Genomic DNA, 25896 nt, shown 5'->3' with positions numbered 1-25896 from the left:
CCCTTCTTATAAATGCACCGGCTGGCCCAGCACTTCCCGGACGGCGCTTTCGAATACATCCAAGCCTTCTGCCAGTTGCTCTTCTGTCACAACAAGCGGCACCAGTACGCGGATGCAGTTGGAGAACAATCCCGCGCTCATTAAGATGAGTCCCTTTTGTTGGGCGGCGGCAATGATTTTTCCCACTGTGTCTTTGTCCGGTTCCTTTGTGGCAGCATCTTTGACAAATTCCAGCGCCACCATGGCGCCGAGGCCGCGTACATCGCCAATTTGCGGATACTGCGCCTGCAGCTGCCTGAATTTATCTGTAATGGCTTTGCCAATGGTTTTGGATTTTTCCAGCAGGCCTTCTCTTTCAATCAGTTTAATGACTTCAATCGCAGCAACGCATCCAAGCGGGCTGCCGCCGTATGTGCCGCCGATTTCACCCGGAGCCGGCGCATCCATGATTTCTGCGCGGCCGACAACAGCGGAAATGGGCAGGCCTGCACCAAGAGACTTGGACAACGTGATGAGATCCGGCGTTACACCGAACTGCTCCACCGCAAACATCGTGCCTGTACGGCCAAATCCGGTTTGGATTTCATCAGCTATGAAGAGAATGCCGTACTTCTCGCAAATCCGCTTCAAGCCCTGCATGAAGGATACAGACGGTACAATGAATCCGCCTTCGCCCTGTACAGGTTCGATAATGACGGCGGCAATTTCATCTGTCGGGGCTTCAGCCAGGAAAAAGGTTTCCAGCTGTTCAAGCAGGTGCTGGTCCAGCTGTTCTTCTGTCAAGCCCTCTGGTTTGCGATAGTAGTAAGGGTGGCTGACGCGGAAGGTTTCCGGGGCGAATGGCCCGAATTGATATTTATAAGGCTTCACCTTGCTTGTTAAAGACATCGTGAGCAGTGTACGGCCATGATAGCCCCGTTCAAAGGAGATAATGCCTTTGCGGCCTGTGTATTTACGGGCAATTTTAATGGCGTTCTCCACCGCTTCCGCACCGCTGTTGGCAAAGAAGACTTTCTTTTGGAAGCTGCCCGGCGTGATGCGGACGAGCTCCTCTGCCAAGGCCACATACGGCTCATACATCATAACGTTAAAGCAGGTATGAATGTACTTATCGAGCTGCTCCTTTACGGCATTTACGACACTGGCCGGCCGATGCCCGACATTCAGTGTGCCGATTGCACCGGCAAAATCAAGAAAGGTATTTCCGTCGACATCCGTCAAAAGTGCGCCTTCCCCCCGTTCAGCAAAGGACAGTACCGTATTGAACGGCCCCCGGGCAACAACCTGTTCTTTTCGCTGCAGCAGCTCCAGCGACTTTGGACCGGGTACGGCTGTTTTCATGTGAATAGATGGCATTATGCATCCTCCTTTAGGTGTACAATAATTGTATACAATAAATCCCAATAGCGTTTATTGAGAGGTATACCGATTGATAATTTGGTCGATGGTCAGAGCGTGGTTGAGCTTCTTGGTGAAGTCAATATCGCTCAGGATGAAAGGAATGTGCTGATGCGCCAGCTGCTTCGCGTGTGCCGCGTCCTGCCGGCGGATGGCTTCGTACAGCTCGTGGTGTTCGTGATGGGAATGAGAGTTGTTTTCGTCTGATACGTCGTAGAAGGTGAGGATGATATGCGTTAAGGATAAAATGTCCCGCAGATACTGGATGAGGTACGAATTTTTGGATGCTTCAATGACAGCCATGTGAAAGGATTGGATTGCTTGTAAGGCGAGCTGCGGCTTTCCTTCCTTGTACAGCCGCGCTTCTTCCGCGAGGTGGAATTCCATGGCCTGCAGGTCAGCTGCGGTGGCTTTCTTCGCAGCAAGAAAGGCTGCTTCCGGCTCCAGCACCTGCCGGACATAGAAAATTTGTTCCGCTTCCGCAGGCGTGGGACAATATACAAAGGCACCGCGATTGGGGACAAATTGAACCAGGGATTCATACTTCAGCCTGGACAGAACGGAGCGTATGGGAGTTCGGCTTACACCGAATGCCTCGGCAAGAGAAGCTTCCACCAACTGAGTCCCCGGGGGAAGCTCGGCGTTGAAAATGGCACTCCGTAAAATTTGATAAATTTGGCTCTCTCCGATTTTTGTTTGGACCAAGAGACCCCACTCCCTCATTTGCTCTATATCACTATTCTGGATAATAATTCATGAAATGTCAATTTGTTTTTATAATTTTTAGAATATTCCATCTTAAAAAGTGAATTTCATATAAAAAAAGCTCCCGTACGGCGGAAGCTGCATTCATTTACGAAAATGAGCGGGCTTTTCCCTTCTCCAGCAGCAAACGGATTTTCGACTGATATACCTTTGCCTCGCTTGGGCAGCCGGCTGTACGAACCTGGCCGCGCAGTTCGTGCAGCAGCCTGATCTCATCCCCCGTCAGCAAAATGGACCCTTGCTTATTCATTTTGTTGTACAGCTCCTTCAGTTCTTCCGTCAACGGCTGCAGAGTACTTAGATTCGAATCTGATTTCTGTACTTCTGCGGTCAGAGCCTCTATCTTCTGATGCAGAGCCCCCAGCGTGGCTTGCTGCGGAGCATCCGCTTGCTCTTTGTCTGCCGGAATGATCTGAATTTGCTCATCCTGCTTCGCAGCTTCTTCCTTATGCGCCGCCACCATCTGCTCTGTTTTCGCGGCAATATAGCGTTTGATGAAATTGCTGCCGCCAAAACCGGCGATGAGCGCTGCGGCAATCATCGTCTTCATATCGCTGGTTTGACCTGTATATAACGACGTTGTTGTCAGCATGGCTCCGATCGCGCCAATTCCAAGCTCCCTGATTGAGCCGAAAATAAGAATCTCCTGTTCTGCCTGGCCGTCAGGTACAATTATCCGCTTGCTTGGCACAAATGAACCGCTGAGCAGAATGTTTCCAACCGCCCCAATCGTACCAAACACAGCCGCAAGAAGCAGATGTGACCAAATAGAGTTTTGTAGTATGTGAGAAAAAGCTGCCCCTGCCAGCATCTCCATCCCCCCCCCCTTGTCCTTCTGCTTTATCCTATGAGAGTCAAGGGATTGGATATGAGACACATATGAACATTTTCAATAGATTCTTTCACTCTTATGTTCACAAAATATGTTAGTGGGTGCCTGGTTGCGCAAAAACAGGTATAGAGAAGCGGTTTCGAACCATGTCCGAAACCGCTCATGCTGCTTGTCCAGTCTATACTGCAGTCGATGCAGCTGCCTTCACAATGACGGCCTTAATCATAAAGTAGCTGATTTCAGGCGGCAGCTCGTCCTTAATCGGCTTCAATTTATCAGTGCCTATACGTGTAATCACTTCTGTAATGAGTTGTTCTTGCTCGGTTGACACAATCTCGTCCCACTCGGTTAGAAGCTTCTCTTCCAAGCACTGTATCATATGGTTCTCAATCGTGGTGCTGGATAACTGGCGCTCCGCTGCAATTTCCTTCAAGCTCTTTCCTTGTTGATACAATTCGTAGGTTATCATGTGGGACAACTGTTTTGACGCGCTCTCTGGTCGTTGCTGCGGGCGTTCCTTTTTCTCTGTCGTCAGAGTGTGGGCCGGAGAATAGTCTGGATTCTCTCTCAAATATGCTGCAATCGTTTCTAAAAAGAGTGCCCCATATCTCTCTTGTTTGGCTTTTCCAATGCCTTTTACGCCAAGCAGCGCTTCTTCAGTTCGGGGCAGCTTCAAGCACAGGTCACGCAATGTATCGTCTGACATGATAACGAACGGCGGCACATGCTCTGTCGCAGCGATGTCTTTTCGGGTTTGCCGCAGTAAGGTAAACAGTGCGTCATCTGCCACTACACGTGTCGCTGCCATCACTTCTTTACGCAGCACCCGGTCCTTTCCAAGAAGCACCTCCCGCCCTTGGTTTGTCACACACAATACCGGATATTGCCCACCTGCTGTGTCGATATATTGCTCAGATATTAGAAAATCAATAAAGTCTGTAATATCCTTTGTGCTCTTATGCTTCAAGAGACCGTAGGTGGACAGCTGGTCAAGTCGTAATTCCTGTAATTTTTTATTGGAAGATCCACCTAACACTTGGGCAATGACTGTTTTTCCAAAGCGCTCACCCGCCCGGATGACACAGGACAGTACCATTTGTGCCTCAGTGGTTACGTCCACAGCAATCCGCTGGTCTGTACAGTTGCCGCATCGGCCGCACGGGGCAGCTGGTTCTTCACCAAAATATTGCACGAGAAAAGACTGAAGACAACCTTCTGTGTAACAATAATTTTTAACTTGCAGCAGCTTCTGCAGCTCTTGATGTTTGATGGCATCCTCAGCATGTGACTGGTCAATGAGGTACCGCTGTAATTGAATGTCCTGCGCGGAATAAAACATGATGCATTCGCTGTCTAACCCGTCACGTCCAGCTCTACCCGCCTCCTGATAATAACTTTCTATATTTCTCGGCAGCTGATAATGAATGAGGAAACGCACGTCAATTTTATTTATACCCATTCCAAAGGCGTTTGTTGCTACCATCACTGCTGCATCATCCCGTAAAAAGGCATCCTGCTGCTTCGCTCTTTCATGGTCACTCATACCAGCATGATATTTAGCCGCAGTTACTCCTTGCTTCAGCAGTTGAGCATGTAGCTGGTCCACATCCTTTCGTGTTGCGGCGTAGATGATGCCTGCCGCTCCAGCATTCTTCTTTACATAATCTATTATAAAAGCTAAGCGGTCTTGCCCTCTAATGACCTTAAACGAGAGATTGGGCCGTCCGAATCCTGTTACGATTGTGTTTTGTGAAGGGATATTCAGGAGCGAACAAATGTCCTCTCTCACCCGTGGAGTTGCCGTTGCGGTAAGTGCCATTACAATTGGTTTTCCGGGAATGTTATCAATGAGCTCTTGAATACGCAGGTAGCTTGGCCGGAAATCATGGCCCCATTGGGACATACAGTGTGCTTCATCTACTGCTATTAACGATACTGGCATGTCCTGCAGTAAGTCTAAAAATTGCGGTGCATCCATCCGTTCAGGAGCAATATACAAAATTTTGTATGCTCCCTGCCGCAAACCACGCAGCCGCTCGTATACCTCAGATGACGTCAGTGTACTATTCAGGAAGGTCGCAGGAATTCCTACCCTTTCCAAACTATCTACTTGGTCTTTCATGAGTGAAATAAGCGGAGAGATCACGAGGGTGATACCAGGAAGAATGAGCGCAGGGATTTGATAGCAGATCGATTTGCCGCCGCCGGTTGGCATAATACCGGCTGTATGTTTGCCGGCAAGTGCGTTTCCGATTATTTGCTCTTGGCCCGGGCGAAAATGGTCATACCCGAAGTGTTGTTTAAGATATTGCTTGGCTTGTGTCAGCATACATCGGCTCCCTTCCGTTCTATGGAATCTATTATAACACTCGATAAGAAAGAAGAGGGCTTCAAATACAAATGGGTTCTCTTTTCGAGTACCGCGCACAAACATGCAGAGTTCACTTATAAGAAAGAATGTATCTCCTGATAAAAGGCTGTGTAATACAATTTTAAGTCCAAGCAATTCCCGCATACAATACTTCGTGCAAAGTAAGGGAATACGTTGATAAAAAGGGTTCAATAACTATGTTTTGTTTTTTAATTTACATTTAATTACAGTAAATGAAATTAAAAGAACGGCTAGTAAGAATGCATTGTGTCCATAAACAAAAAACAGACCTCTTTTGGGGTCTGTTTGCTTCTCAACAGCCTCAATAACGTCTGCATGGCAATTCGATAGATGAGCGCATTTCTGCACCAATCCAGGCTCCCTTGATTCCTGTAAACCTGGGCAATACTGCGCTCATTGCCCGATGTCTCTCTTCTTCTCCTTTCCCCCAATCTGCGAGGTAATGGAGAAGAACAAGACCAAGGCGGAAAACAATACCGCAAGTGTCCAGCCAAAGCCCCCCGTACTGCATAAGAAAATCAAGAATATGATCATAAGCGCCCTGGAAACCCACACACTCACCTTGTGATTCATTCTTTCCCTCCTCCAGTATGCCGAGCAATTTGCAGGTCTCCTGCCTGCAGGTATACCTCTACTATCTCATGAAATCGCTTTCTATGCCATTTTTTAGAATGAGAATTTGAAACGAAAAAATCCGCCCATTGGAGCGGATTCTCTCATTCATTTACATCCCATGTATCTTAGGCTGAGCAAAGCGTTACGACTCAGCTTTCTTTTCTTCCTTCTGCTCTGTGCGCCCCATCTCTTTGACAATCGTGTCGATTGGGAGCTTGGGTACGTCTTCTGTAAACTGCAGGCCGGACCATTCTCCGTCGACGGGAGAAAGCTCTCCCCCCGTGCCGCGCTGCCAGCTCATAGCGTGGTAGGTTGCCTTCCATTTGCCTTTATTCCATACGGCGTCGGCCGAAACGGACAACAGGAAGGTCATACCGCGCACCTGGACAGGGAGATAGGTGCCATAGTGCGACCGCTTTCCTCCTTTTGGGAGCTCTTCATAGCGGTAGTAGACAATCGCTGGTTTTTTCAGCAGCTCCTGGTCCGGCAATGCAAGCAAAGCCTTGGCTGCCTCCTCGTAGGCAGCCAAGGAAGCATAAGGGCGTGAAATCTGTCCCTGTTGATACTCGCCGATTCGTTCCACCCGTTTTAAGGCGTAATCAACATATTGGCCATCGCCCATGTCATAATAGATGCCGCCAAACTTAGAGACACTCTCCATGGGAATGTAAAGCTTTTTATTTTGCAGCAGCCCTTCCTCTTCCGTATAGGTTACAGGCTTGGAGAGCTGCAGGGTATAGGTATGGTTGTCTGTATTCAGCTTGCCATCAAGCAGCGGGGCCAAGTCAGTCAGAGAAACGTACATTTTTCCGTTTTTTTCTATCAACGGCACAGAAACAGCCGTTCGGTTCAACAGCAAATGCTTGGATGAGGCTTCCTTCTCAGCACCTTGGCTTGTTGTTTCTTTGCCGGCTTCCTCTTTTGCAGCAGCCTTGGCAGCAGGCTGCGTGACATAATAATAGGCTCCCCCGCCTCCACCGAGGATGAAAACAGCTAGAGCAGAGATGAGAACCTTTTTGGAAGGCTTCGCCATATATATTCCTCTTTTCGAATATAGTTTCCTCCACATTATAGCAAGCCCTCTTAGAAACACAACAAGAGAAGAATGGAAACTCCCCGTCTATTAGTAAGGATGCATCCGCATAAAATAAAGAAGACAGCCCTCAACAGGCTGCCTTCTATGTACTGCTTATTCCGCTTCTTCTTCATCCATCATGTCATCGAATGCGGCAGAAACCCGTTCAAACTCTTCATCGCTCTCGATGGCTGCAAAGTTACCCTCCTGATCAACTTTCAGGAAGAAAATATCAATATCCTCTTCTGTATCCTCCTGCAGGTCCTCCACAAAGCTTACCGCCACGTAGTCCGTCCCGTCCAAGCTGAGGGCAGCCAGCACCTCAACCTCCTGCTCTGCTCCATCCTCATCGCTAATCGTGAATACTTCTCCTACTTCAATCTTGTCCATGCCGTAACCCCTTTCTTTTTTGAAAAGCATAGTTATACAATCATCTTATTTCCTTTCGGCGGAGCATTCATACAGCTGCTTCCGGAAAAGACTTGCGGCTGTATATAAGATTATTTTACATTCATCCGCTTCTTTCTACAAATTCCTTCATATACATGCGCGTTGGCCGTGCAAGCATATGTGCCATCTGTCCGGTCCACGTATCACGTCTTTCTCCGTTCGTACGCTCCTCATAATATTGGCGGATGACCTCATTATATTCCGCCAATTGCAACTGCAGCTGCTCTGTATCGCTATGATAGCTGTCTTCATGATAGATATGTGCCAGCGGAAGCCGGGGCTTCACACTGCCCTCCTGCAGCGGATAACCGACTGTCAAGCCGAATAAAGGAATGACACGCTCCGGAATATGCAGCAGCGCTTTCACTTCCTCCAGCTGATTCCGCAGTCCGCCGATATAACAGATGCCAAGGCCCATGGATTCCGCTGCAATTGCCGCGTTCTGGGCTGCCAGTGATGCGTCGATCAGTGCCACCATAAACTTTTCCGTGCTTTCCAAGGACATGCTGATATCCTGCCCCTCCATGTCTGCCAGCACCTGATGGCGGTACAAATCAGCGCAAAAGATGAAGAAATGGCCGTTTGTCTCCACATAAGATTGATTGCCGGACAGCTCTGCCAGCCGTTTCTTCTTCTCCGGGTCACAGATGCCGATGATCGAATATGCCTGGATGTAGCTTGAGGTGGAGGCAGCTTGTGCACTTTGCACAATCAGCCGGATTTGCTCTTCCGTCAGCGGACGGTTCTCATACTTGCGGATAGAGCGGTGCCGCAGAATGGTTTCAATTGTTGGATTCATGCGCATCCCTCCTGTATGCTTCATCTTGTATGGTACAAGAAGAAAAGGGATATGTAAAATTTTAGCATAACAAATAGATTTTTCTGCCAAATATATCAGATATAGTTCACCTTCTTGTAGTACGATGAAAACAGGAGGGGATGGCATGTTGATATGAAGAACACCTGCAATTGCCGGAGCTGCAGGTGCCGGTCTATATGTGCGCCGGCCGCTCTGATTTTCAAACTCCGCATGAGGTGGCGCACGCATATTTCGGGCAGCTGTCCGCTCCGTATAAAGAATGGATTTGGTTCGAACGCTCCGCCCACTGTCCAAACTTTGAAGAGCCCGAAGCCTTTGCGCAGGTTTGCCGAAACGCAAAGCAGAGGCATTGCCCTGAGGGGACGCATTGAAGCGGTTACAAAACGGAACGATGCCTGCGCATCGTTCCGGGTTCTTCCTATGACACAGCCGCTTCCTTCCGGCTGACAATGGCGATAATCTCATCTGCAATATTTTCGCTGAGAGACAGCTGCGAAGTAAAGCCGACACAGGAACAGTTCATTTCCCCAAGTATATACACATCCTGCCCTTGCTCATCCCAATCCAGAATAAAATCGGCTGTCCAGATCAACGGCAGGTCGTAGCCGCCAAGCTGGGCTGTAACCGCGGGCAGTGCCGCCAAGAAGGATTGTACGAGGTCACTCCACTCTTCCGGGGAATCATACCGGTATTGCGCACCGGAAAACAGGGTGGCGGAAAAGGCGTCAGCGCTGTCCGCCGGCTTCTTATGGACTACGTTTACCGGCTTGTCATGAATCATGAAGATGCGGATTTCCCCCTCTTTGATCCGCGGCAAAAAGCGCATATCCACCAGCATGCCGTTCGCGCCGGTCACATATTGGGTGCAAAACTCCAGAAACCCGCCAAGGGTGTGCTCCTCTGTATGGTTATCCTTCGCCTCTGTGCATCGGATGCGGGCATCCGGACGCACTTTGCCGGTTTCATCAACAGCCTCTGTATCCAGCAGCTGCACGCGCCAAATTCCTTCCCCCGTCGAGCCGCGGTTTTGCTTCAGCACCCGTTCCCCGGCCGCCAGCGATTTCGGGAATTGCTCCTGCAGCTCCTGCACATTGTAATAGGCATATGTGTCAGCCGGCACCAGCGGCGTGTTCCGCAGCTTCACCAAGGCATCCTTTGCCCCGTAGTTAATCATTACATCCGGGTGGGCCATGCCGATGACACCCTTGTCGCTCAGCCTGCGGAGCATGTCGAAATACATTGCCTCCTCCTTCAGGTTGCCGGGGTTAATCCGGCTGATATAGGCATCGGCTGTATCTGCCACCTTTTCGTAGATGCTGTCCCGCTGCTCATCTGTATAAAAAATAACCTCTGCACTCCAACCGCGTGCCTCCAAGGAACGAACCATCGGCAGTGTATCCGGCCGATAGCCATCCGGCCCTTTGTCCGTGCCTTCTCTTACCTCAAACAAAACAACATGCTTCTTCATTCCGCCACCTCTTTGCCTTTTTATGGAATATCCTCATATCCTCATTTTAAGCCTCGAACGCCATGTAAGCTGAGGCAGGTGTGAAGGTTCTTTGAGCAAATGATGAACGAATTGCGTCAAGCCATGCTGTATTGGGGCGGCCAGTATCATGGGCCTATAGCAAAGAAAATCAAAAAACGGAAGAGGACCACCTCTCCCGTTTCTGCTCATCCGTACAGCGTTCCATCCTTCAGTGTGACAATCCGGTCAAACAAATCCAGCACGCGTTCATCATGCGTGACCACGACAGCCGATTTCCCCCGCTCCCGCACTTCCTTCGCCAGCAGGTTCACGACATCCCGGCCCCGCTTGGAATCCAGGCTGGCGGTTGGTTCATCCGCCAGGATCATCTGCGGGTCATTCATGAACGCCCGGGCAATTGCCACACGCTGCCGCTGCCCGCCGGAAAGCTGCTCCGGGTAGTGCTGCTGTCTTCCGGCCAGGCCGAGGTCCCAGAGCAACGCTTCCGCTTTTTCCTCCGCCTGCTGCCCCTTTGTGCCGGCCAGACGGTTCACCAGCAGAAGCTGATCCCGGACCGTTAAATAAGGAACGAGATTGGAGGATTGAAAAATGAAGCCCATTTGCTCTAATCGAATTTTGGTTAATTCCTTTTCCGGCATCTGCGAGAGATCCCGGCCATTCAGCAGAATCCGCCCGCTTGTCGGCGACAGCAGGGCACCGGCGATGGACAAAAAGGTGCTTTTGCCGGACCCCGACGGACCGACAACCGCAACAAGCTCGCCAGTTCCTACAGACAAGGAAACGTCATGCAGTGCCGTGACTGCCGCTTCTCCCGTTCCGTACACCTTACTGATGTTTTCCAGTACCAATGTTTCCATCATGCAGCCCTCCCAATAGCCTCGATTGCATCAATGCGGGCAATCTGCAGCAGTGATAATGATGTACCAAGTCCGGATACAAGCAGCAGCAGGGATGCGTATTGCCCAATTGCGGTGCTGCTGAGAACAAATGGCATGCCCGCCGGAAGCAGTTCCTGTGCGCCGAATGTGAGCAGAAGCGCAATTACCAAAGCGGCTATAGCCAACAGCAGCGCCTGCCCGACAACGCTTTTGGCAAGATAAGAGGTTGTCGCACCGATTGCTTTCAGGACGCCGAACTGGCCCGTTTTTTGCAGGGTCAGCACATAGAAGAAGCCGGCCTGCACGAAAGCGGCAATGACAACAAGAAACAGCGTCATCATGGTCAACGAGCCCTGCTCTTCCTTATATCCCGGAATGTGCCGTACAAGCTCGTCCTTGCTGAAGAGCGCCGTACCGGCTGGCTTCTCCAGCTTGTCCGTCGTCAGCGCGATTGCCTGCATCGACTTTGTTCCATTCGGCAAGAGCTTCTGCAGCTGCTCCAAGCTGACATACACAACCGGAGTATGGCTGAACATCCTTTTGTCTGTAAACCCTGTTATGACGAAGGTTTGCTTGAAATCCTTGCTCTCCAATACATCTCCTATGCGGATTCCCTTCTCCTCAAACGCTTGGCTTACCACAACTTCATTCTCCTTGGCGGGACGGCTTCCTTTTACAAGATTCGGGGCCAAAAAGCCCGTGTTGTCAATTCCAAAGAGCGTCACATCCATCTTTGCGCTTCCTTTCTCCAAAGAAAGCATCATATAGGAAAACGGCGTTGCCTGTTCTCTGCCCACCTGCTGTTGTACATCAGCGAGCAGATCTTCCGATAAAACAGAGCGTCCGATTTTTCCTTCCGCATCCTGCTGCAGGAGGAAAGCGCGCCCCTCCATGGTTTGCACGGCTGAAGCATTATCTGCCGCCAAGCCATTTGCCAGGCCCGACACCATGAATGTCAGCCAGGCAACTAAAATCATAATAGCCGCAATGAGGGTATAGCGCAGCTTGGCATGCCGCAATTCACGCAGTGCGAGAAACATAATATCCTCTCCCTTTTCTTCTTTTTCATATCTGCCTTCCTTGGCACACCCTTATCGTACAGGGGAAATATGAACAGAAGATGAACAGCAGATTACAGCTGCGGCAGGATGACGGTGAACCTTGTGCCTTCGCCCGGTTTACTTTGCACCGTGATGCTTCCGCCGTGCAAAGCAATAATTTTCTGTGTAATGGCAAGCCCCAGGCCGCTTCCTCCCTTTGCCCGATTGCGCGATGCATCCGCCTTATAGTACGGCTCAAAAATCCGCTTCAAATCCTCCTCCGCAATCCCAATTCCGGTATCCGAAAACTCCAATTGCACTTCCCTGTGCCCCGCAACCGCGCAGATGGAAATGCTACCGCCCGGCTCCGTGAACTTGATGCTGTTTATCAGCAGGTTTGTCCAAGCCTGATGCAGCAGCTCCTTATTTCCACGCAGCAGCACCGGCGCCGCATCCAGCTCGATGGCCAGTTCCTTTTCCCGCCACTGCCATTCCGTCGCCCTTACAATGCCCTGCAGCTGCTCCGCCAAATGAAACGGCTGCTGATCCACGATATGCTCTTCCTGATCCAGCGAGGCCAACAGAAGCATTTGCTTGCTTAAGAGTGACATGCGTCTGCTTTCCTCCTCAATGATATGCAGATACTGCTGTTGCTGCCCGTGAGATACGGGCTGTGACCGCAGCACCTGCGCATAGCCCTGAATGGAGGTCAGCGGCGACTGAATTTCATGAGAAACATTGGATATGAATTCCTGGCGCATTTGCTCCAGCCGGTTCAGCGCCTCCGCCATATGCGAGAAATGGCGGGCCAGTTCGCCAATTTCGTCCCGGCGGTTCACCGCCAGTTCAATATCATATTCGCCGGATGCAATTTTCTTTGTTGCCTTCGTAAAAATCCGTATCGGTTTCACAATATACCGGGTGCTGATGGTGACAAGCAGCATGCTGAGCAGCACAGTCCCGGCGAGCAAGATGGAAAAGAAAATGCGCATTTCCCAAAACTGCTTTTCAATGTCCGGCCGCAGGAACAGGGCATAGGTGGTTCCTTCGATGGTCACAGGAACGCCAATGGTATTGGCCAAGCTGTCTTCAAAGAAGCCGGTAACAAACCAGCGCTCGGAAAATTGGCGGATGCCGTGATACACTTGTCCGTGTTTCACCTGCTCCACAACACGGGAGCTGATGTGCTGTTCGCGGAACGGCGAGCCGTAAAAGTGACGGTCCGCTCCTTTGCCTTCTATGTACAGCTGATACCCTAAAGCGGCAACCTGCCGGAAATGGGCTTCCGCCTGCTGCCGGGGCAAGGCTTCCATGTATGCTTGCACATGCAGGGCCATGTCCGTAATTTTCCGGTCATTATAGGGCTTCAAATATGTTTGATAGAAGAGGTTGCCGAGCAGAAAAGCAAAGATGCTGCTGAGCACCATAATTCCAAGAGTGACAGCGACAAATCGGATATACAGCGTCCTCATCCCTTTGTCTCCAGCTTATAGCCCACACCGCGCACGGTGGAAATGGAAAAATCATCTGTCCGTTTGGCAAACCGGTCTCGCAGCCGTTTGATATGCACATCGACGGTCCGCTCGTCTCCTTCAAAGTCAAGCCCCCACACGAGTTCAATGAGCTGTCCGCGTGAAAAGCTGCGCCCGGGATAGCTGGCAAGCTGAAACAGAAGCTCGAATTCCTTCAGCGGCAGAAACAGCACCTGCCCCTGGCAGCGGACCTCGTAGCTTTTCCGGTCAATGACAGTTTGCCCGAGTGTAATGACGTCAGAGCTCGCCGTCTGATAGCGCCGCAGCAGCGCCTTTACCCGAAACAGCAGCTCCCTTGGCTCAAACGGCTTCACCAGGTAATCGTCCGTGCCGGCCGCAAAGCCTTTTTCTTTATCTGCCAGTGCCTCCTTTGCCGTCAGTAACAGGATTGGGATATCGTACTGGCGGCGGATGTCCCGGCATACTTCATAGCCATCCTTATGCGGCATGACAATGTCCACAATTGCCATATGAACCGGCTGCGCTTCCAGAAGGTTCATGGCTGCTTCCCCGTCTGCCGCTTCCTGCACCTGATAGCCTCCCAGCTGCAAATGGTGCCGGACAAGCCCGCGAATATACGGGTCATCGTCAGCGACTAAAATCGAAATCATATATGTATGCCTCCCTCAAGCTCTAAATACAAACCATTATACAGAAGAAGGCATTTTTCCGTAAATGCCCGTTGCACAGGAAGAGGGGGCCCTGTTCTTCAATGATGCCTTTGTGCTATCGTGAGCGCCGCACATATCCGCGTTCAAGCTCATAGTCGTGTTGGCGTTCCCGTTTTCTGCCGAGCGTCTGCATAGGCTTCCCGCGCCCACCCTCCTCTTCTGTTGGATGCTGTAGGTGCTGCAACGCACATATAAAGGTATTTCTGATTTCCCGTTCTATTGTCTCCATTGCCAAAATGTCCTGAACAGACAGCGTTCGCCCTGCCAACAGCCTTTTGATTTTCACGGCAGCCGGGATTGTCAGTATGCCATTTCCGAAAAGGTCTGGATATTGCGCTGCCACTTCCCGATACGCAGCGTGGCCAAATGCTTTCCTGGCATGGCGCAAAATTGCATACTCCCCCCTCTTTTGTTCATACCGCTGCTGCTCCCCTCTCATCTCTTCCTCATATCGGGCTTCAAACTCAGCAAGCGGGAAGAGATAACCAGCTTGCCTCAGCTGCGACTGCAAGTCAGCAATCCAGCGTTTGAGCGTGCTTTTCTTCCTAAAATGAAAAACCCCCGTTTGTTCAAGCTCCTGCTCCGCCTGATTGATGCGTCGTACGATGCCCTTCCATACACCCCCAGTGGCGTCATGGAGGCTATGATGCGGAATCCACTTTTCCTGTTGCTCCTCCAGCAGTGCCAGTGTGACCTGGCAGCCCAACAGCCGGTCCGCTTGTTGTACGGCTTCCATCTCAGGTTTTGTCAGGCACTGCCGCTCCATAGCAATTTGTGCATCATCTGTTTGTTTCATTTTCTTCCCCTCCTCATACCCATCCATATGATGATGAAATATGAGATATTCCGCTGATGCACGACAACATTCTCCAGGCGAAGAAACAGCACACCGAACAGCACATGTGCCAGCGCTTGTTTGGTGTGCTGATTTCGACACGGAATTGCCGCAATTCCTTGGATTTGTATTAAGAAATTCGCAAGAAATCTCTTTTATAATGAATATCAGGCGAGATGGCATGCGTGGCCATCACAGGCATCAAGCGCAGGCGGGGCTGATGCCAACAGGACGGACCAAAACAAAAGGGTCATATAGTCCATCTAACATGCGAAAGCTTGTATTTTTCAGTTTTTGATTGTACACAAGCTCTGATTGGCTTCATAAGCCATCTTAGCTCCTCGGCATTTTGCTCATATCCATATACAATGCGTTCCACCGGTGGCCGTCTAAATCAGTAAAGCCGCAGCCGTACATCCATCCTTGTATCTCTGAAGGAGCACCATAGATTGTGCCGCCAGCTTCTGCTGCATGTTTTGCTATTGTATCTACTTCTTCTCTGCTTTCCGCATCAAAGGACAGCAAGACTTCCGTGGCTTGCTTTGTATTTACAATTTCATGTCTGGTAAAGCTCCGGAAGATAGACTCGGAAAAAAGCATGACAGTGGTATGATGATCCCCGATGCTCAATTGAACCTGATGGCTGTTGCCATGCTGCTCATTCACCAAAAATCCAATCTTGCTGTAAAATTCTTTTGATTTGTTGAGGTCTTTTACCGGCAAGTTAATCCAAAATTGTTTTGGCATTGTAATTTCCCCCTTTTTTCATAGTAATCCGATTTGCATGGCTGCCCGGATATTCCTAATTGATATATCCATTGCTTATGTACCGCTCTAAGATGAATTGTAATGATACTACATGACATAACACACATACATGAGCATGTCCAGCCGAATTGCATTCAAGCTTTAACCGTTCCGGCAGTTCGTGCGAAGCTCTGTATAATTGCAGGACATAAAATATGCATGTATTTGCCGGAGCCCCATACTCTTCAAATGAAGGGCCATTTTTCTCCATTATACCTGCTTTGAAGCAGGAACAAAGGCCTGCCCCGGCGAACATATTTTTAGTTGTATGATTTGAAGCATAATTCTTTCTTTTTAATCAATACTTTATTATAGTGATAATAAAGTAATAATTGTTTTCGTCAGCATGTATATTCCTGCGGCTGATTGAACAATTGTTGGTTTAATTTCATAGATGGGGGAGAACCGCACATGGATCTGAAAAACCTAGGTAACATTGATAAGTGCCCGGTTATGCATGGCAGCTTAACCAAAAACCAGTCCGTTGCCACGACAAACAAAGACTGGTGGCCGAACCAGCTGAACTTAAGTATCCTGCATCAGCACGACAAGAAATCCAACCCGATGGGCGAAGAATTTGACTATGCAGAGGAATTTAAAAAGTTAGATTATCAAGCTTTGAAGCAAGATTTATATAATCTGATGACAGACAGCCAGGACTGGTGGCCTGCCGATTACGGCCACTACGGCCCATTCTTCATCCGCATGGCTTGGCATTCTGCCGGTACATATCGTACAGGAGACGGCCGCGGCGGTGCCGGATCCGGCACACAGCGCTTTGCTCCGCTGAACAGCTGGCCTGACAACGGCAACCTGGACAAGGCGCGCCGTCTGCTTTGGCCGATCAAGCAAAAGTACGGCAACAAAATTTCTTGGGCTGACCTGTTCATCCTGGCAGGCAATGCTGCGATTGAATCCATGGGCGGCAAAACAGCCGGCTTCGGCGGCGGACGTGCAGACGTTTGGCATCCGGAAGAAGACATCTACTGGGGCAAGGAAACAGAATGGCTGGGCGACAATCGCTACACCGGTGACCGCGACCTGGAGAACCCGCTTGCTGCGGTGCAAATGGGCCTCATTTATGTAAACCCGGAAGGTCCTAACGGCAATCCGGATCCGCTTGCCAGTGCGCGCGATATCCGTGAGACATTCGCCCGCATGGGAATGAATGATGAGGAAACCGTTGCCTTGACAGCCGGCGGCCATACGTTCGGCAAGGCGCACGGCGCAGGCGATGCAGCGCATGTCGGCCCGGAGCCGGAGCGCGCTCCTCTTGAGGCAATGGGCTTGGGCTGGCTGAGCACACACGGCTCCGGCAAAGGCCGCGACACGATTACAAGCGGGATTGAAGGTGCTTGGACTGCGAACCCAACACAGTGGGATAACGGCTATTTCGACCTGCTGTTCGGCTATGAGTGGGAGCTGACAAAGAGCCCGGCCGGCGCACATCAGTGGGTTCCGGTAAACCCTGCCCAGGAGCATCTGGCACCAGATGCAGAGGATGCATCTGTCCGTGTTACAACCATGATGACAACTGCAGACATGGCCATGCGCGTGGATCCAGTCTATGAAAAGATTTCCCGCCGCTTCCATGAGAACCCGGAAGAGTTTGCGGATGCCTTCGCACGCGCGTGGTTCAAGCTGACACACCGCGATATGGGTCCGGTTACGCGCTACCTGGGTCCTGAGGTTCCAGCTGAAGCGTTCATCTGGCAGGATCCGATTCCGGCTGCCGGCTATGAGCTGACAAAGGAAGAAGCAGAAAAGATGAAGGCATTAATTCTGGACTCCGGTCTGACAATCAGCGAGCTTGTGACAACTGCCTGGGCTTCTGCAAGCACATTCCGCGGCTCTGATAAGCGCGGCGGCGCAAACGGTGCCCGTATCCGCCTGGCTCCGCAGAAGGATTGGGAAGCGAACCAGCCTGAGCAGCTCGCAAAGGTTCTGGACGTACTGGAGAGCATTCAAGGCCACCTGGAAAAGAAAGTGAGCCTGGCTGACCTGATCGTGCTCGGCGGCACAGCTGCGGTTGAACAAGCTGCCCGCGACGCCGGCTTTAACGTGACAGTTCCGTTTGTTGGCGGACGCGGCGATGCCACACAAGAGCAAACAGACATTGACAGCTTTGCAGTGCTGGAGCCGATTGCTGATGGTTTCCGCAATTATCAAAAGAAGCAATACACGGTAGCGGCAGAAGAGCTGCTGGTGGACAAAGCGCAGCTGCTTGGCCTGACCGCACCGGAAATGACTGTGCTTGTTGGCGGTCTGCGTGTTCTCGGCGCAAACCACGGTGGCACAAAGCATGGCGTATTCACAGACCGTGTGGGCACACTGACAAACGATTTCTTCGTGAACCTGGTGGATATGAACACAGCATGGGCTCCTGCAGGTGATGGCGTATATGAAGGTCACAACCGCAAGACAGGCGAAGTTGTGCGCACGGCAACTCGCGTTGATCTTGTATTCGGCTCCAACTCCGTTCTGCGTGCTATCACGGAAGTATATGCACAGGACGATAACAAAGAGAAGTTTGTGCGTGATTTCATCGCAGCTTGGGTGAAGGTCATGAACGCAGACCGTTTCGACCTGAAATAATCAATGCGGTAATATAGAAGGACAGATGACAGCAGGTATTTCCTCTTGTGCATCTGTCCTTCTTTTACATGCTCTGCTTCTGTATATTGGTCATTCTTTCATCTTGCCGCTACCATCACTCTCTGTTATTCTAATTATGTAAATATTATGGAATCAATTGAGAAAAGGAGCATCAGCATGGACTTCCTTTATTTCTTTCAGCACTCCTCCACCTCCTATGTCCATCCATATTCTCAAGCATACATGCACCTGCAGGAGCGGGCTGGCATGATGTCCTTGTTCATTTTGCCAATGCTTCTGTTCATCGGGGGGATGGCTCACAAATGGTACGACCACCAACAAGAACATAAAGGAGAGAAGCACCTATGATGAAAGAGCTTTTGTTGTCTGTTGAAGCACTATTCCGCCTATCGCTTGTCGGCATGCTTGAGGCGTGGGGATGGGTGAAGGATCATGTTTAGGAAAACAAGAAAGCGCTAACATACACATGGCTGCACAGAAGAGCAAGCATGCTTCCTGTGCAGCCATGGTCCTGCCTTATTGTTTTTCCGGAATACTGATGGATGCCTGAAAAGAAGACGATAACAGCCGCGGAAACATGAATGTATATCTCCCCTTATATATAAAATCGCTTACTGTTCCAATCATGGAAATATTTTATAAGGAACGCATTTATTACCTCAATACTCTCCCAAATAAATATATTGCGAAAATTTATGACATTCTTTATAATTCATTGTAACCTATAAAATTTTATACAAGATAAATCCTCATCCATCCGATGAGGTAGAGGTCGCGGCTTTTATGAGTAAGACGGACGAGATGCAGTGTACATCCCTGACTCTGCCCAAAAGGAAAAGCCGCCGAAGTCCATCTTCTTCCCTGAGAGTATGGGCTGGGGCTGTCTCCGAACAGGAACAGAACTGTCACATCTGCAGAATCCAGCAGATGTGGTGTGCTATCTTACGGAAGTGATGCGGGAGATATGGAACAGCCATCGATCTCTTCGATGGCTGTTTGTGTTTTCCGTCCCCCTTCCGCTACAATTTATAAACAGGAGTGTTATTGGTATGGGACATGCAGTACACAAAGCATCAGAGCCGGCTTTGGCTGAGAATGAACTGAAGCGGCAATTGAAGCCGCGGCACCTCACTATGATTTCCCTCGGGGGGACGATTGGAACCGGGCTTTTCCTTGCCAGCGGAGGCGCCATCCACACAGCAGGACCCGGTGGAACGCTTGTATCTTATATTGCCATTGGCGTTATGGTATATTTCCTGATGACCAGCCTTGCAGAAATGGCATCCTTTATGCCTGTAGCAGGTTCCTTCAGCACATATGCCACGAAATTTATTGATCCGGCGCTTGGCTTTGCGCTTGGCTGGAACTATTGGTACAACTGGGCGATCACCATTGCGGCTGAATTATCAGCGGTCACCATGGTAATGAAATTTTGGTTCCCAAACAGTTCTTCCCTGCTGTGGAGCGTCCTGTTCCTGCTGATTATGTTCGGCTTGAACTACTTGTCGGTACAAGGATTCGGGGAAGCGGAATACTGGTTTTCCCTGGTGAAGGTTGTAACCGTGATTATCTTTTTGATTGCAGGAGCTCTTATGATTTTTGGCATTATCGGAGGACATGCAGTCGGCTTTACTAATTTCACAGTCGGTGATGCCCCCTTCCATGGCGGGCTGATGGCAACACTTGGCGTCTTCATGGCTGCCGGCTTCTCGTTCCAAGGAACGGAGCTTCTGGGTGTTGCCGCGGGTGAGACAGATGACCCGCGCCGCAGCATTCCGCGTGCGGTCCGTCAGGTGTTCTGGCGCATTCTGTTATTCTATGTGCTGGCCATTCTCGTAATTTCTCTGTTGATTCCGTACACGAATGAAAACCTCGCGAACAGCGACATTACAGTCAGCCCGTTCACGCTTGTCTTTAGTAAGATGGGCGTTGCGTTTGCCGCGTCTGTCATGAATGCCGTCATTCTGACAGCCGTTCTCTCTGCGGGCAACTCCGGCATGTACGCATCCACGCGTATGCTGTGGGATTTGGCGCGTGAAGGCAAAGCGCCGCGCTTCCTGGCAAAGCTCGACAAACGCGGCATTCCGTTGAATGCGCTGGTTGTCACGGCTTTAGTCGGCGCACTGGCATTTCTGGCTTCCCTCTTTGGCGACGGCGCTGTGTACAACTGGCTGCTGAATGCATCCGGCATGTCCGGCTTCATCGCATGGCTTGGCATCGCCATCAGCCACTACCGCTTCCGTAAAGCGTATGTGGCCCAAGGATATGACCTGAAAGACCTTCCGTATCGGGCAGCCTGGTTCCCGTTCGGTCCCATTTTCGCATTCGTCCTTTGTACGGTTGTTGTCTTTGGGCAAAACTATGCTGCTTTCATCGGCGATACAATTGACTGGAAGAGCGTGCTTGTGTCCTATATCGGCCTGCCTGTGTTTCTTGTCACCTGGCTCGGCTATAAAATCATAAAGAAAACAAAGGTGCTTCCACTTGAAGAGTGTGAGCTGCAATAATAAAAAAGTCCCGAACCTTCGGGATTTTTTTATTTGGATTCCACAGGCAAGCTGTATACATTGACTGTGGAAATCTGTGGCAATACAATAAGGATAGGAAGATGCTATAGCAATCCTATACATCTCATAGTTGATATAGCAACATTTCTGAACATCATAAAAGGGGGTTTTATAAGATGTATGACGTCATGATTGTAGGAGCAGGTCCTGCCGGTGCAAGTGCTGCACTGTTCACGGCGAAAGCGGGCAAGAAAACGCTTGTCATCGACAGCGGCAAAAGCTTGACGAAGCGGGCATGGGTGGAAAATCATTACGGTGTAAAGGAAATTACCGGACCGGAGCTGCTGGATTTGGGGAAAGAGCAGGCTGCCAAGTTTGGAGCGGAAATTGTACAAGCACAAGCTTTGGATGTCAGCAAAACGGAAGAGGGCTTTCAGGTTGCATACGAAGGCGGAACCGCAGCAGCCAAGCATGTAATCCTGGCAACCGGACTCGGATTGGATCTCGCTGAAAAGCTCGGTGTTCAAACAAAGCCGGGCACAGAGCCGCGCATTCAAACCGTGATTGCCGCGGATGCGGAGGGCAAAACAAATGTAGACGGCGTTTGGGCAGCGGGAACGGTTGCCGGCGTCAGTGTCCACACGATTATTACCGCAGGCCATGGCGCAGCTGTCGCCATTAATGTCATTAGTGCCTTAAACGGCGCACGCTACGTCGACCATGATGTACTGAAGGGATAAAGAAAACAGGTGACAGTCCACTGGGACTTGTCACCTGTTTTCTTTACTGCGTCGCTTCCCACTTCGCCACTTCTTCGCGGACACGCGGCGCTACTTCTCTCCCTAATAGTTCAATGGCACTCATCACCTCTTCGTGCGGCATGGTGCCCACCGGTACGTGCAGCATGAAGCGCGTAATGCCGACATTCTTGCGCAGATGAATAATTTTCTGGGCAACTGTCTCAGGGTCCCCTACATACAAGGCTCCTTCAAAGCTGCGGGCGGCGTCATAAGAGGCACGGCTGTAATGGCCCCAGCCCCGCTCCCGTCCGAGCACATTCATCACCTGCTGCGTCGGCAGGAAGAACTTATCGGCCGCGGTTTCCGTATCCTTGGCGATGAAGCCGTGGGAATGGGAAGCAACCGGCAGCTTGGATACGTCATGGCCAGCCTTTGCTGCGGCACGCTTATACAATTGCACGAGCGGCGCAAATTGGGTTGGGCGTCCGCCGATAATGGCCAATACGAGCGGCAACCCGAGTGCACCGGCACGAATCACAGACTGTGTGTTGCCCCCGCTGCCGATCCAGATGGGCAGCGGATATTGTACCGGCCGCGGATAAATGCCCCGGTTGTGGATGGCCGGACGATGCTTTCCGCTCCATGTCACTTTTTCGGATTTTTGCAGCGTCAGCAGCAAGTCCAGCTTTTCATCAAACAGCTCCTCATAGTCCTGCAGGTTGTAGCCAAACAAGGGAAAGGACTCGATGAAGGATCCGCGTCCGGCCATAATTTCGGCGCGCCCGTTTGAAATACCGTCAAGCGTTGCGAAATCCTGGAACACACGGACCGGGTCAGCGGAAGACAGAACCGTTACCGCACTTGTCAGGCGGATATGCTTTGTCTGCGGCGCAGCCGCGGCCAATACAACCGCCGGAGATGAAGCGGCAAAGTCCTCGCGGTGATGCTCCCCGACTCCAAACACGTCCAAACCGACCTGATCGGCCAAAATGATTTCCTCCACCACCTCGCGCAGCCGTTGTGCATGGCTGATGACTTCGCCGGTATGCGGGTCCGGTGTTGTTTCCACAAATGTGCTGATGCCAATTTCCATATGTGTATCCTCCTCTTAGTCTCAGTCTTTTTACTATACCTTCTGTATGTATGAAACTACAAATATTCCGCTTTTCCCGCATATAAAAAATGCGGACAATAGGCTGTATATTCCTGTATGCTAGAGAGGAAGAGAGTTTTTGCGTGGATACAAGGATTCCTCCATTCTGCACAGCTGGCTGCTGCCGATGCTCTTTGCCATCGGAACAGCGATACCGGTCATCCTGCTGCTTGTACTGATGGCCTATCTTGGATTTGGCGGCATGCTGCTGAAGAAAAGCCGCAGAATCGGAAAAGCAGTGCAACTGGCCGCAGGTGTGTTTCTCTTCCTGCTGGGAATCTACGACTCTGCCATGTATTGGTCATAAGAAAAGCACCCCTCATTGCCGGGGTGCTCTGCATCTCAATTGTTTACATAATATAATTATCGCTTAACTCTTCTGCTGTACACGTTGCTCCGTCAACAGCAGGAATTCCTCCACATCCTTCAAGCACATCGCAACGGCGCTTTCCCAGAAGTCTGTCCCGGTCAAATCAACGCCCAGGTGCTTGGCCGCCAAATCCTCCACAGTCATGGAGCCTGTATCCTCCAGCAGGTTCATGTACTTCGCTTCAAACACAGCCCCTTCCTCCAGAGCACGTGCATAGATGCCAAGCGAGAACAGGTAGCCGAAGGTATACGGGAAGTTATAGAACGGAACGCCCGTAATAAAGAAATGCAGCTTGGAAGCCCAAAACAGCGGGTGATACTCAGCAAGACCATCGCCGTAGGCTTCCTGCTGCGCCGCTTGCATCAGCTCGTTCAAGCGATTTAGGCTGACGATGCCGTTCAAGCGCTCCTCGTAAAATCTTGTTTCAAAGAGGAAGCGGGCATGGATGTTCATCAGCAGCGCCACACTTCTTTGCACCTTATCCTCCAAGAGCGCCAGACGCTCCTCGTCTGTCTTCGCCTGCTTCACGCTCGCGTCCGCAACAATCATTTCAGCAAAGGTGGAGGCTGTTTCCGCCACATTCATCGCATAGTTGCGGTTTAACGGGTGTGTTTCCTTCAGCGCATAGGAATGGAATGCGTGCCCCAGTTCATGCGCCAGTGTGGATACATTGGACGGCGTGCCGGAATAGGTCATGAAAATACGGGATTGCCCGCTTTCCGGAAATGAGGTGCAAAAGCCGCCCGGCGCCTTATATGCCCGGTCCTCCGCTTCAATCCAACGGTCGGCAAAGGCTTTCTTTGTAAAAGCAGCCAGTTCCGGGCCGAATTTTTCAAACTGCTGGATAATAAACTCCGCTCCCTGCTGATAGCTCATCGTTTCTGTCGCTGCGGAAACAGGTGCATCCAAGTCGTACCAGGTCAGCTTGTCAACTCCCAAAAGCTGCGCCTTCCGTTCCATATACCGCACGAGCAGGTCCTTCTGGCTGCTGATGATGCGCCACATGCTGTCGAGTGTTTTCTTTTGCATGCGGTTGATATCGAGCGGCTCCTTCAGCACATCCTCCCAGCCCCGCTTGTCATAGACACTGAGACGGAAGCCGGCCAGGTGATTCAAGGTTCTGGCGAACAACGGCGCTTTTTCGCCCCATGCCTTTTCCCAGGCGCGGAAGGCTTCCTCCCGGACAGCCCGGTCTGCGTGGGACAGCAGGTTTTGTGCCTGTCCTACAGAGTACGAGCTCCCGCCCACCTCGATCTGAATGGAAGCAACGAGGTCATCATACATTTGCCCCCATCCCTGATAGCCATCCACAGACAACTGATTGAGCAGTGCCTCCTGCTCTGCCGGCAGCAGCTCCTGCGCCCGTTCTCTCCGTTCGCGGATGACGAACTCCAGCTGCCCAAGCTCTTCATTTGCAAATAAGGCTTCAAATGCCGCTTCATCGAGCAAAAGCAGCTTTTCATTCAGCTGCGCAAGCACGTTTTGAATGGAGGCGCTCATGCCGTTTACAACAGCCCGCAGTTCTCCCGCCTTCTGGTCCCGTGTATCCTGTGCCCGCAAGCAGCTGACAAACGCGCCTGCCTGGCGCAGCTTTGCGGTGGAGTGGGCAAATACACGATAAATATGTACGAGCTCCTCCTGCTCCGTGCTCCAGGCGGCAACAGCTTGATTCAGCTCTTCAATGCTTGTCTTTGTTTCCTCCAGATGCTGACGGAAGGCTTCCGACTCGCTCCCCCCTGCAAAAAATACTTCCAAATCCCATGTGTCCCGGTAAGATACTGACAAATACAACCCCTCCCTTTCGTGTAGACTTCTCCATTGTAAAGGAGATTTCCTTGTTTTTCTAGATACAGGCTTGTACGATAAGAGCATATACAGAAAGCAAAGGAGAATGAGTATGGTACATTTGGCATTGCTTGGTGCTTGGCATGTCCACACAGAGGGCTTTGTAGAGGAGGCACTGGCAACGGGATTGGCAGAGCTGTGTGTTGTTTGGGATGAAGATGAGGGCCGCGGCAAAGCCTTTGCCAAGCGGTTTGGTGTACCGTTTGAGGGCAGTCTCGATAAGGCCCTCCATGATTATCATGCGGAGGCGGTTATGGTGGAGTGCGCAACCACCAGACATACAGAGGTCATTCTGCAGGCTGCGGCAGCCGGGAAACACATTTTCACGGATAAAGCGCTCGCACTGACGGTTGCGGAATGTCTGCAGATTCAGGAAGCTGTTGAAGCCAACAACGTGAAATTTGCTGTTTCGCTGGAATCAAAAGGAATCGGGGCGTATCGCTACGCCAAACAGCTTGTAGATGAAGGAAAGCTTGGGACCGTTACCTCTGCCTACTTCCGGCGCGTGCACCAGGCGGCATTGGACCGGAATATGCTGCCGGCCTATTGGTTTCATACAGACGAAACCGGAGGCGGTGTTACCTTGGACTTAGGCTGCCATGGCCTGTATCTGCTTCCCTATTTCTGCGGCCAGCCCAAGCAGGTGACCTGTATCATGAACGAGCTGTACGGGACCGGGGGCGACGAAAATTCGACCACTGTCATGGAATTTGAAACAGGAGCCATTGGTACATCCCACACGTCCTTTGTGGCCTATAGGCTGGATAATTTGCTCGAGATTGTCGGTACGGAAGGCATTCTCGTCATTTCCGGCACAAGCGACTCCGGCTTTCGGGTTCTGCTGCAATCTAAGCATGTTCCTGGCCATGAAGAGCTGCAGCCTGTTTCGTCCACTTCTCTTCTGCCGGATGAAGACATGCCCAGTGCCCAATTTATCAAGTGGGTGGCTTCCCAGACAGAAGACAGCTTGCCTGATTTTGATATAGAGGCGGCCATCGGACTGACCCGGCTGATTCGGTGCGCCTATCAATCCGCAAGGGAGCAGCGGACTGTGCCATACGAATGA

At 50.9% G+C, this 25896-nt stretch carries 22 protein-coding genes and 1 riboswitch; of the genes, 5 read left to right on the top strand and 17 right to left on the bottom strand.

The annotated features are described in order from the left end of the window. Positions 1-6 precede the first annotated feature (6 nt). The 15 genes from gabT to NK662_RS18100 all read right to left on the bottom strand — a co-directional run bounded on the left by gabT (position 7) and on the right by NK662_RS18100 (position 15539). A complete protein-coding gene (gene gabT, locus NK662_RS18170; RefSeq protein ID WP_254760364.1) occupies positions 7-1356 on the bottom strand; it encodes a 4-aminobutyrate--2-oxoglutarate transaminase in 1350 nt (449 codons plus the stop codon). Positions 1357-1410: 54 nt separating this feature from the next. Next, positions 1411-2103 carry a GntR family transcriptional regulator gene (locus NK662_RS18165; protein WP_254760363.1) on the bottom strand — a complete coding sequence of 231 codons (693 nt, stop codon included), beginning with the start codon at positions 2101-2103 and terminating at the stop codon, positions 1411-1413. Between the two features lie 148 nt (positions 2104-2251). Then, the gene (locus NK662_RS18160) at positions 2252-2980 is read right to left on the bottom strand and encodes a hypothetical protein (RefSeq protein ID WP_254760362.1); all 729 of its coding nucleotides are present in this window, start codon (positions 2978-2980) and stop codon (positions 2252-2254) included. A gap of 193 nt (positions 2981-3173) precedes the next feature. Next, the gene (gene recQ / locus NK662_RS18155) at positions 3174-5324 is read right to left on the bottom strand and encodes a DNA helicase RecQ (RefSeq protein ID WP_254760361.1); all 2151 of its coding nucleotides are present in this window, start codon (positions 5322-5324) and stop codon (positions 3174-3176) included. A 456-nt stretch (positions 5325-5780) separates the two neighbouring features. Further along, positions 5781-5960: a hypothetical protein gene (locus NK662_RS18150; protein WP_254760360.1), complete on the bottom strand. Its 180-nt coding sequence runs from the start codon at positions 5958-5960 to the stop codon at positions 5781-5783. Positions 5961-6144: 184 nt separating this feature from the next. Next, a complete protein-coding gene (locus NK662_RS18145) occupies positions 6145-7035 on the bottom strand; it encodes a hypothetical protein (RefSeq protein WP_254760359.1) in 891 nt (296 codons plus the stop codon). Between the two features lie 156 nt (positions 7036-7191). Then, positions 7192-7467 carry a DUF1292 domain-containing protein gene (locus NK662_RS18140; protein ID WP_254760358.1) on the bottom strand — a complete coding sequence of 92 codons (276 nt, stop codon included), beginning with the start codon at positions 7465-7467 and terminating at the stop codon, positions 7192-7194. A gap of 121 nt (positions 7468-7588) precedes the next feature. Next, the gene (gene nfsA, locus NK662_RS18135; protein WP_254760357.1) at positions 7589-8326 is read right to left on the bottom strand and encodes an oxygen-insensitive NADPH nitroreductase; all 738 of its coding nucleotides are present in this window, start codon (positions 8324-8326) and stop codon (positions 7589-7591) included. A 439-nt stretch (positions 8327-8765) separates the two neighbouring features. Continuing rightward, entirely contained in the window at positions 8766-9815 is a 1050-nt protein-coding gene (locus NK662_RS18130; protein ID WP_254760356.1) for a Cj0069 family protein, read from the bottom strand. 206 nt (positions 9816-10021) lie between these two features. After that, positions 10022-10696 carry an ABC transporter ATP-binding protein gene (locus NK662_RS18125; RefSeq protein ID WP_254760355.1) on the bottom strand — a complete coding sequence of 225 codons (675 nt, stop codon included), beginning with the start codon at positions 10694-10696 and terminating at the stop codon, positions 10022-10024. Beyond that, positions 10693-11754 carry an FtsX-like permease family protein gene (locus NK662_RS18120; protein ID WP_254760354.1) on the bottom strand — a complete coding sequence of 354 codons (1062 nt, stop codon included), beginning with the start codon at positions 11752-11754 and terminating at the stop codon, positions 10693-10695. The genes NK662_RS18125 and NK662_RS18120 overlap by 4 nt, the downstream gene beginning before the upstream one ends. A gap of 92 nt (positions 11755-11846) precedes the next feature. Continuing rightward, a complete protein-coding gene (locus NK662_RS18115) occupies positions 11847-13226 on the bottom strand; it encodes a sensor histidine kinase (RefSeq protein WP_254760353.1) in 1380 nt (459 codons plus the stop codon). After that, positions 13223-13897: a response regulator transcription factor gene (locus tag NK662_RS18110; protein WP_254760352.1), complete on the bottom strand. Its 675-nt coding sequence runs from the start codon at positions 13895-13897 to the stop codon at positions 13223-13225. The genes NK662_RS18115 and NK662_RS18110 overlap by 4 nt, the downstream gene beginning before the upstream one ends. A 115-nt stretch (positions 13898-14012) precedes the next feature. Beyond that, positions 14013-14753 carry a hypothetical protein gene (locus tag NK662_RS18105; protein ID WP_254760351.1) on the bottom strand — a complete coding sequence of 247 codons (741 nt, stop codon included), beginning with the start codon at positions 14751-14753 and terminating at the stop codon, positions 14013-14015. A 372-nt stretch (positions 14754-15125) separates the two neighbouring features. Beyond that, positions 15126-15539 (bottom strand): VOC family protein, encoded by a 414-nt coding sequence (locus tag NK662_RS18100; RefSeq protein ID WP_254760350.1) that lies wholly within the window; start codon positions 15537-15539, stop codon positions 15126-15128. Between the two features lie 471 nt (positions 15540-16010). On the opposite strand from NK662_RS18100, the gene katG reads away from it, so the two are divergent. From katG to NK662_RS18085, 3 genes are all read left to right on the top strand, one after another. Further along, the gene (gene katG / locus NK662_RS18095) at positions 16011-18194 is read left to right on the top strand and encodes a catalase/peroxidase HPI (protein WP_279665095.1); all 2184 of its coding nucleotides are present in this window, start codon (positions 16011-16013) and stop codon (positions 18192-18194) included. A gap of 779 nt (positions 18195-18973) precedes the next feature. Next, positions 18974-19163, top strand: a riboswitch (Lysine riboswitch). A 101-nt stretch (positions 19164-19264) separates the two neighbouring features. Next, complete coding sequence (locus NK662_RS18090; RefSeq protein ID WP_254760349.1) at positions 19265-20722, top strand: amino acid permease; 1458 nt, start codon at positions 19265-19267, stop codon at positions 20720-20722. 176 nt (positions 20723-20898) lie between these two features. Next, positions 20899-21462: an FAD-dependent oxidoreductase gene (locus tag NK662_RS18085; RefSeq protein ID WP_254760348.1), complete on the top strand. Its 564-nt coding sequence runs from the start codon at positions 20899-20901 to the stop codon at positions 21460-21462. Positions 21463-21505: 43 nt separating this feature from the next. On the opposite strand, the gene NK662_RS18080 is transcribed toward NK662_RS18085, so the two are convergent. Further along, complete coding sequence (locus NK662_RS18080; RefSeq protein ID WP_254760347.1) at positions 21506-22555, bottom strand: LLM class flavin-dependent oxidoreductase; 1050 nt, start codon at positions 22553-22555, stop codon at positions 21506-21508. 139 nt (positions 22556-22694) lie between these two features. Between NK662_RS18080 and NK662_RS18075 the strand changes: the two genes are divergently transcribed. Next, on the top strand, positions 22695-22922 hold the full coding sequence (locus NK662_RS18075; RefSeq protein ID WP_254760346.1) for a hypothetical protein: 228 nt from the start codon (positions 22695-22697) through the stop codon (positions 22920-22922). Between the two features lie 63 nt (positions 22923-22985). On the opposite strand, the gene NK662_RS18070 is transcribed toward NK662_RS18075, so the two are convergent. Next, a complete protein-coding gene (locus NK662_RS18070; RefSeq protein WP_254760345.1) occupies positions 22986-24776 on the bottom strand; it encodes a M3 family oligoendopeptidase in 1791 nt (596 codons plus the stop codon). A 106-nt stretch (positions 24777-24882) separates the two neighbouring features. Here NK662_RS18070 and NK662_RS18065 point away from each other — a divergent pair, with 106 nt between their 5' ends. Beyond that, positions 24883-25896, top strand: coding sequence for a Gfo/Idh/MocA family protein (locus tag NK662_RS18065; protein ID WP_254760344.1), 1014 nt, complete (start codon positions 24883-24885; stop codon positions 25894-25896).

Origin of the sequence: Ectobacillus ponti (genome assembly GCF_024294785.1) — a bacterium.
In the GTDB taxonomy this organism is placed as follows: domain Bacteria; phylum Bacillota; class Bacilli; order Bacillales; family Bacillaceae_G; genus Ectobacillus; species Ectobacillus ponti.
Note: the sequence above shows the minus strand (reverse complement) of the source record. Positions and strands in the feature narration are given on the sequence as shown.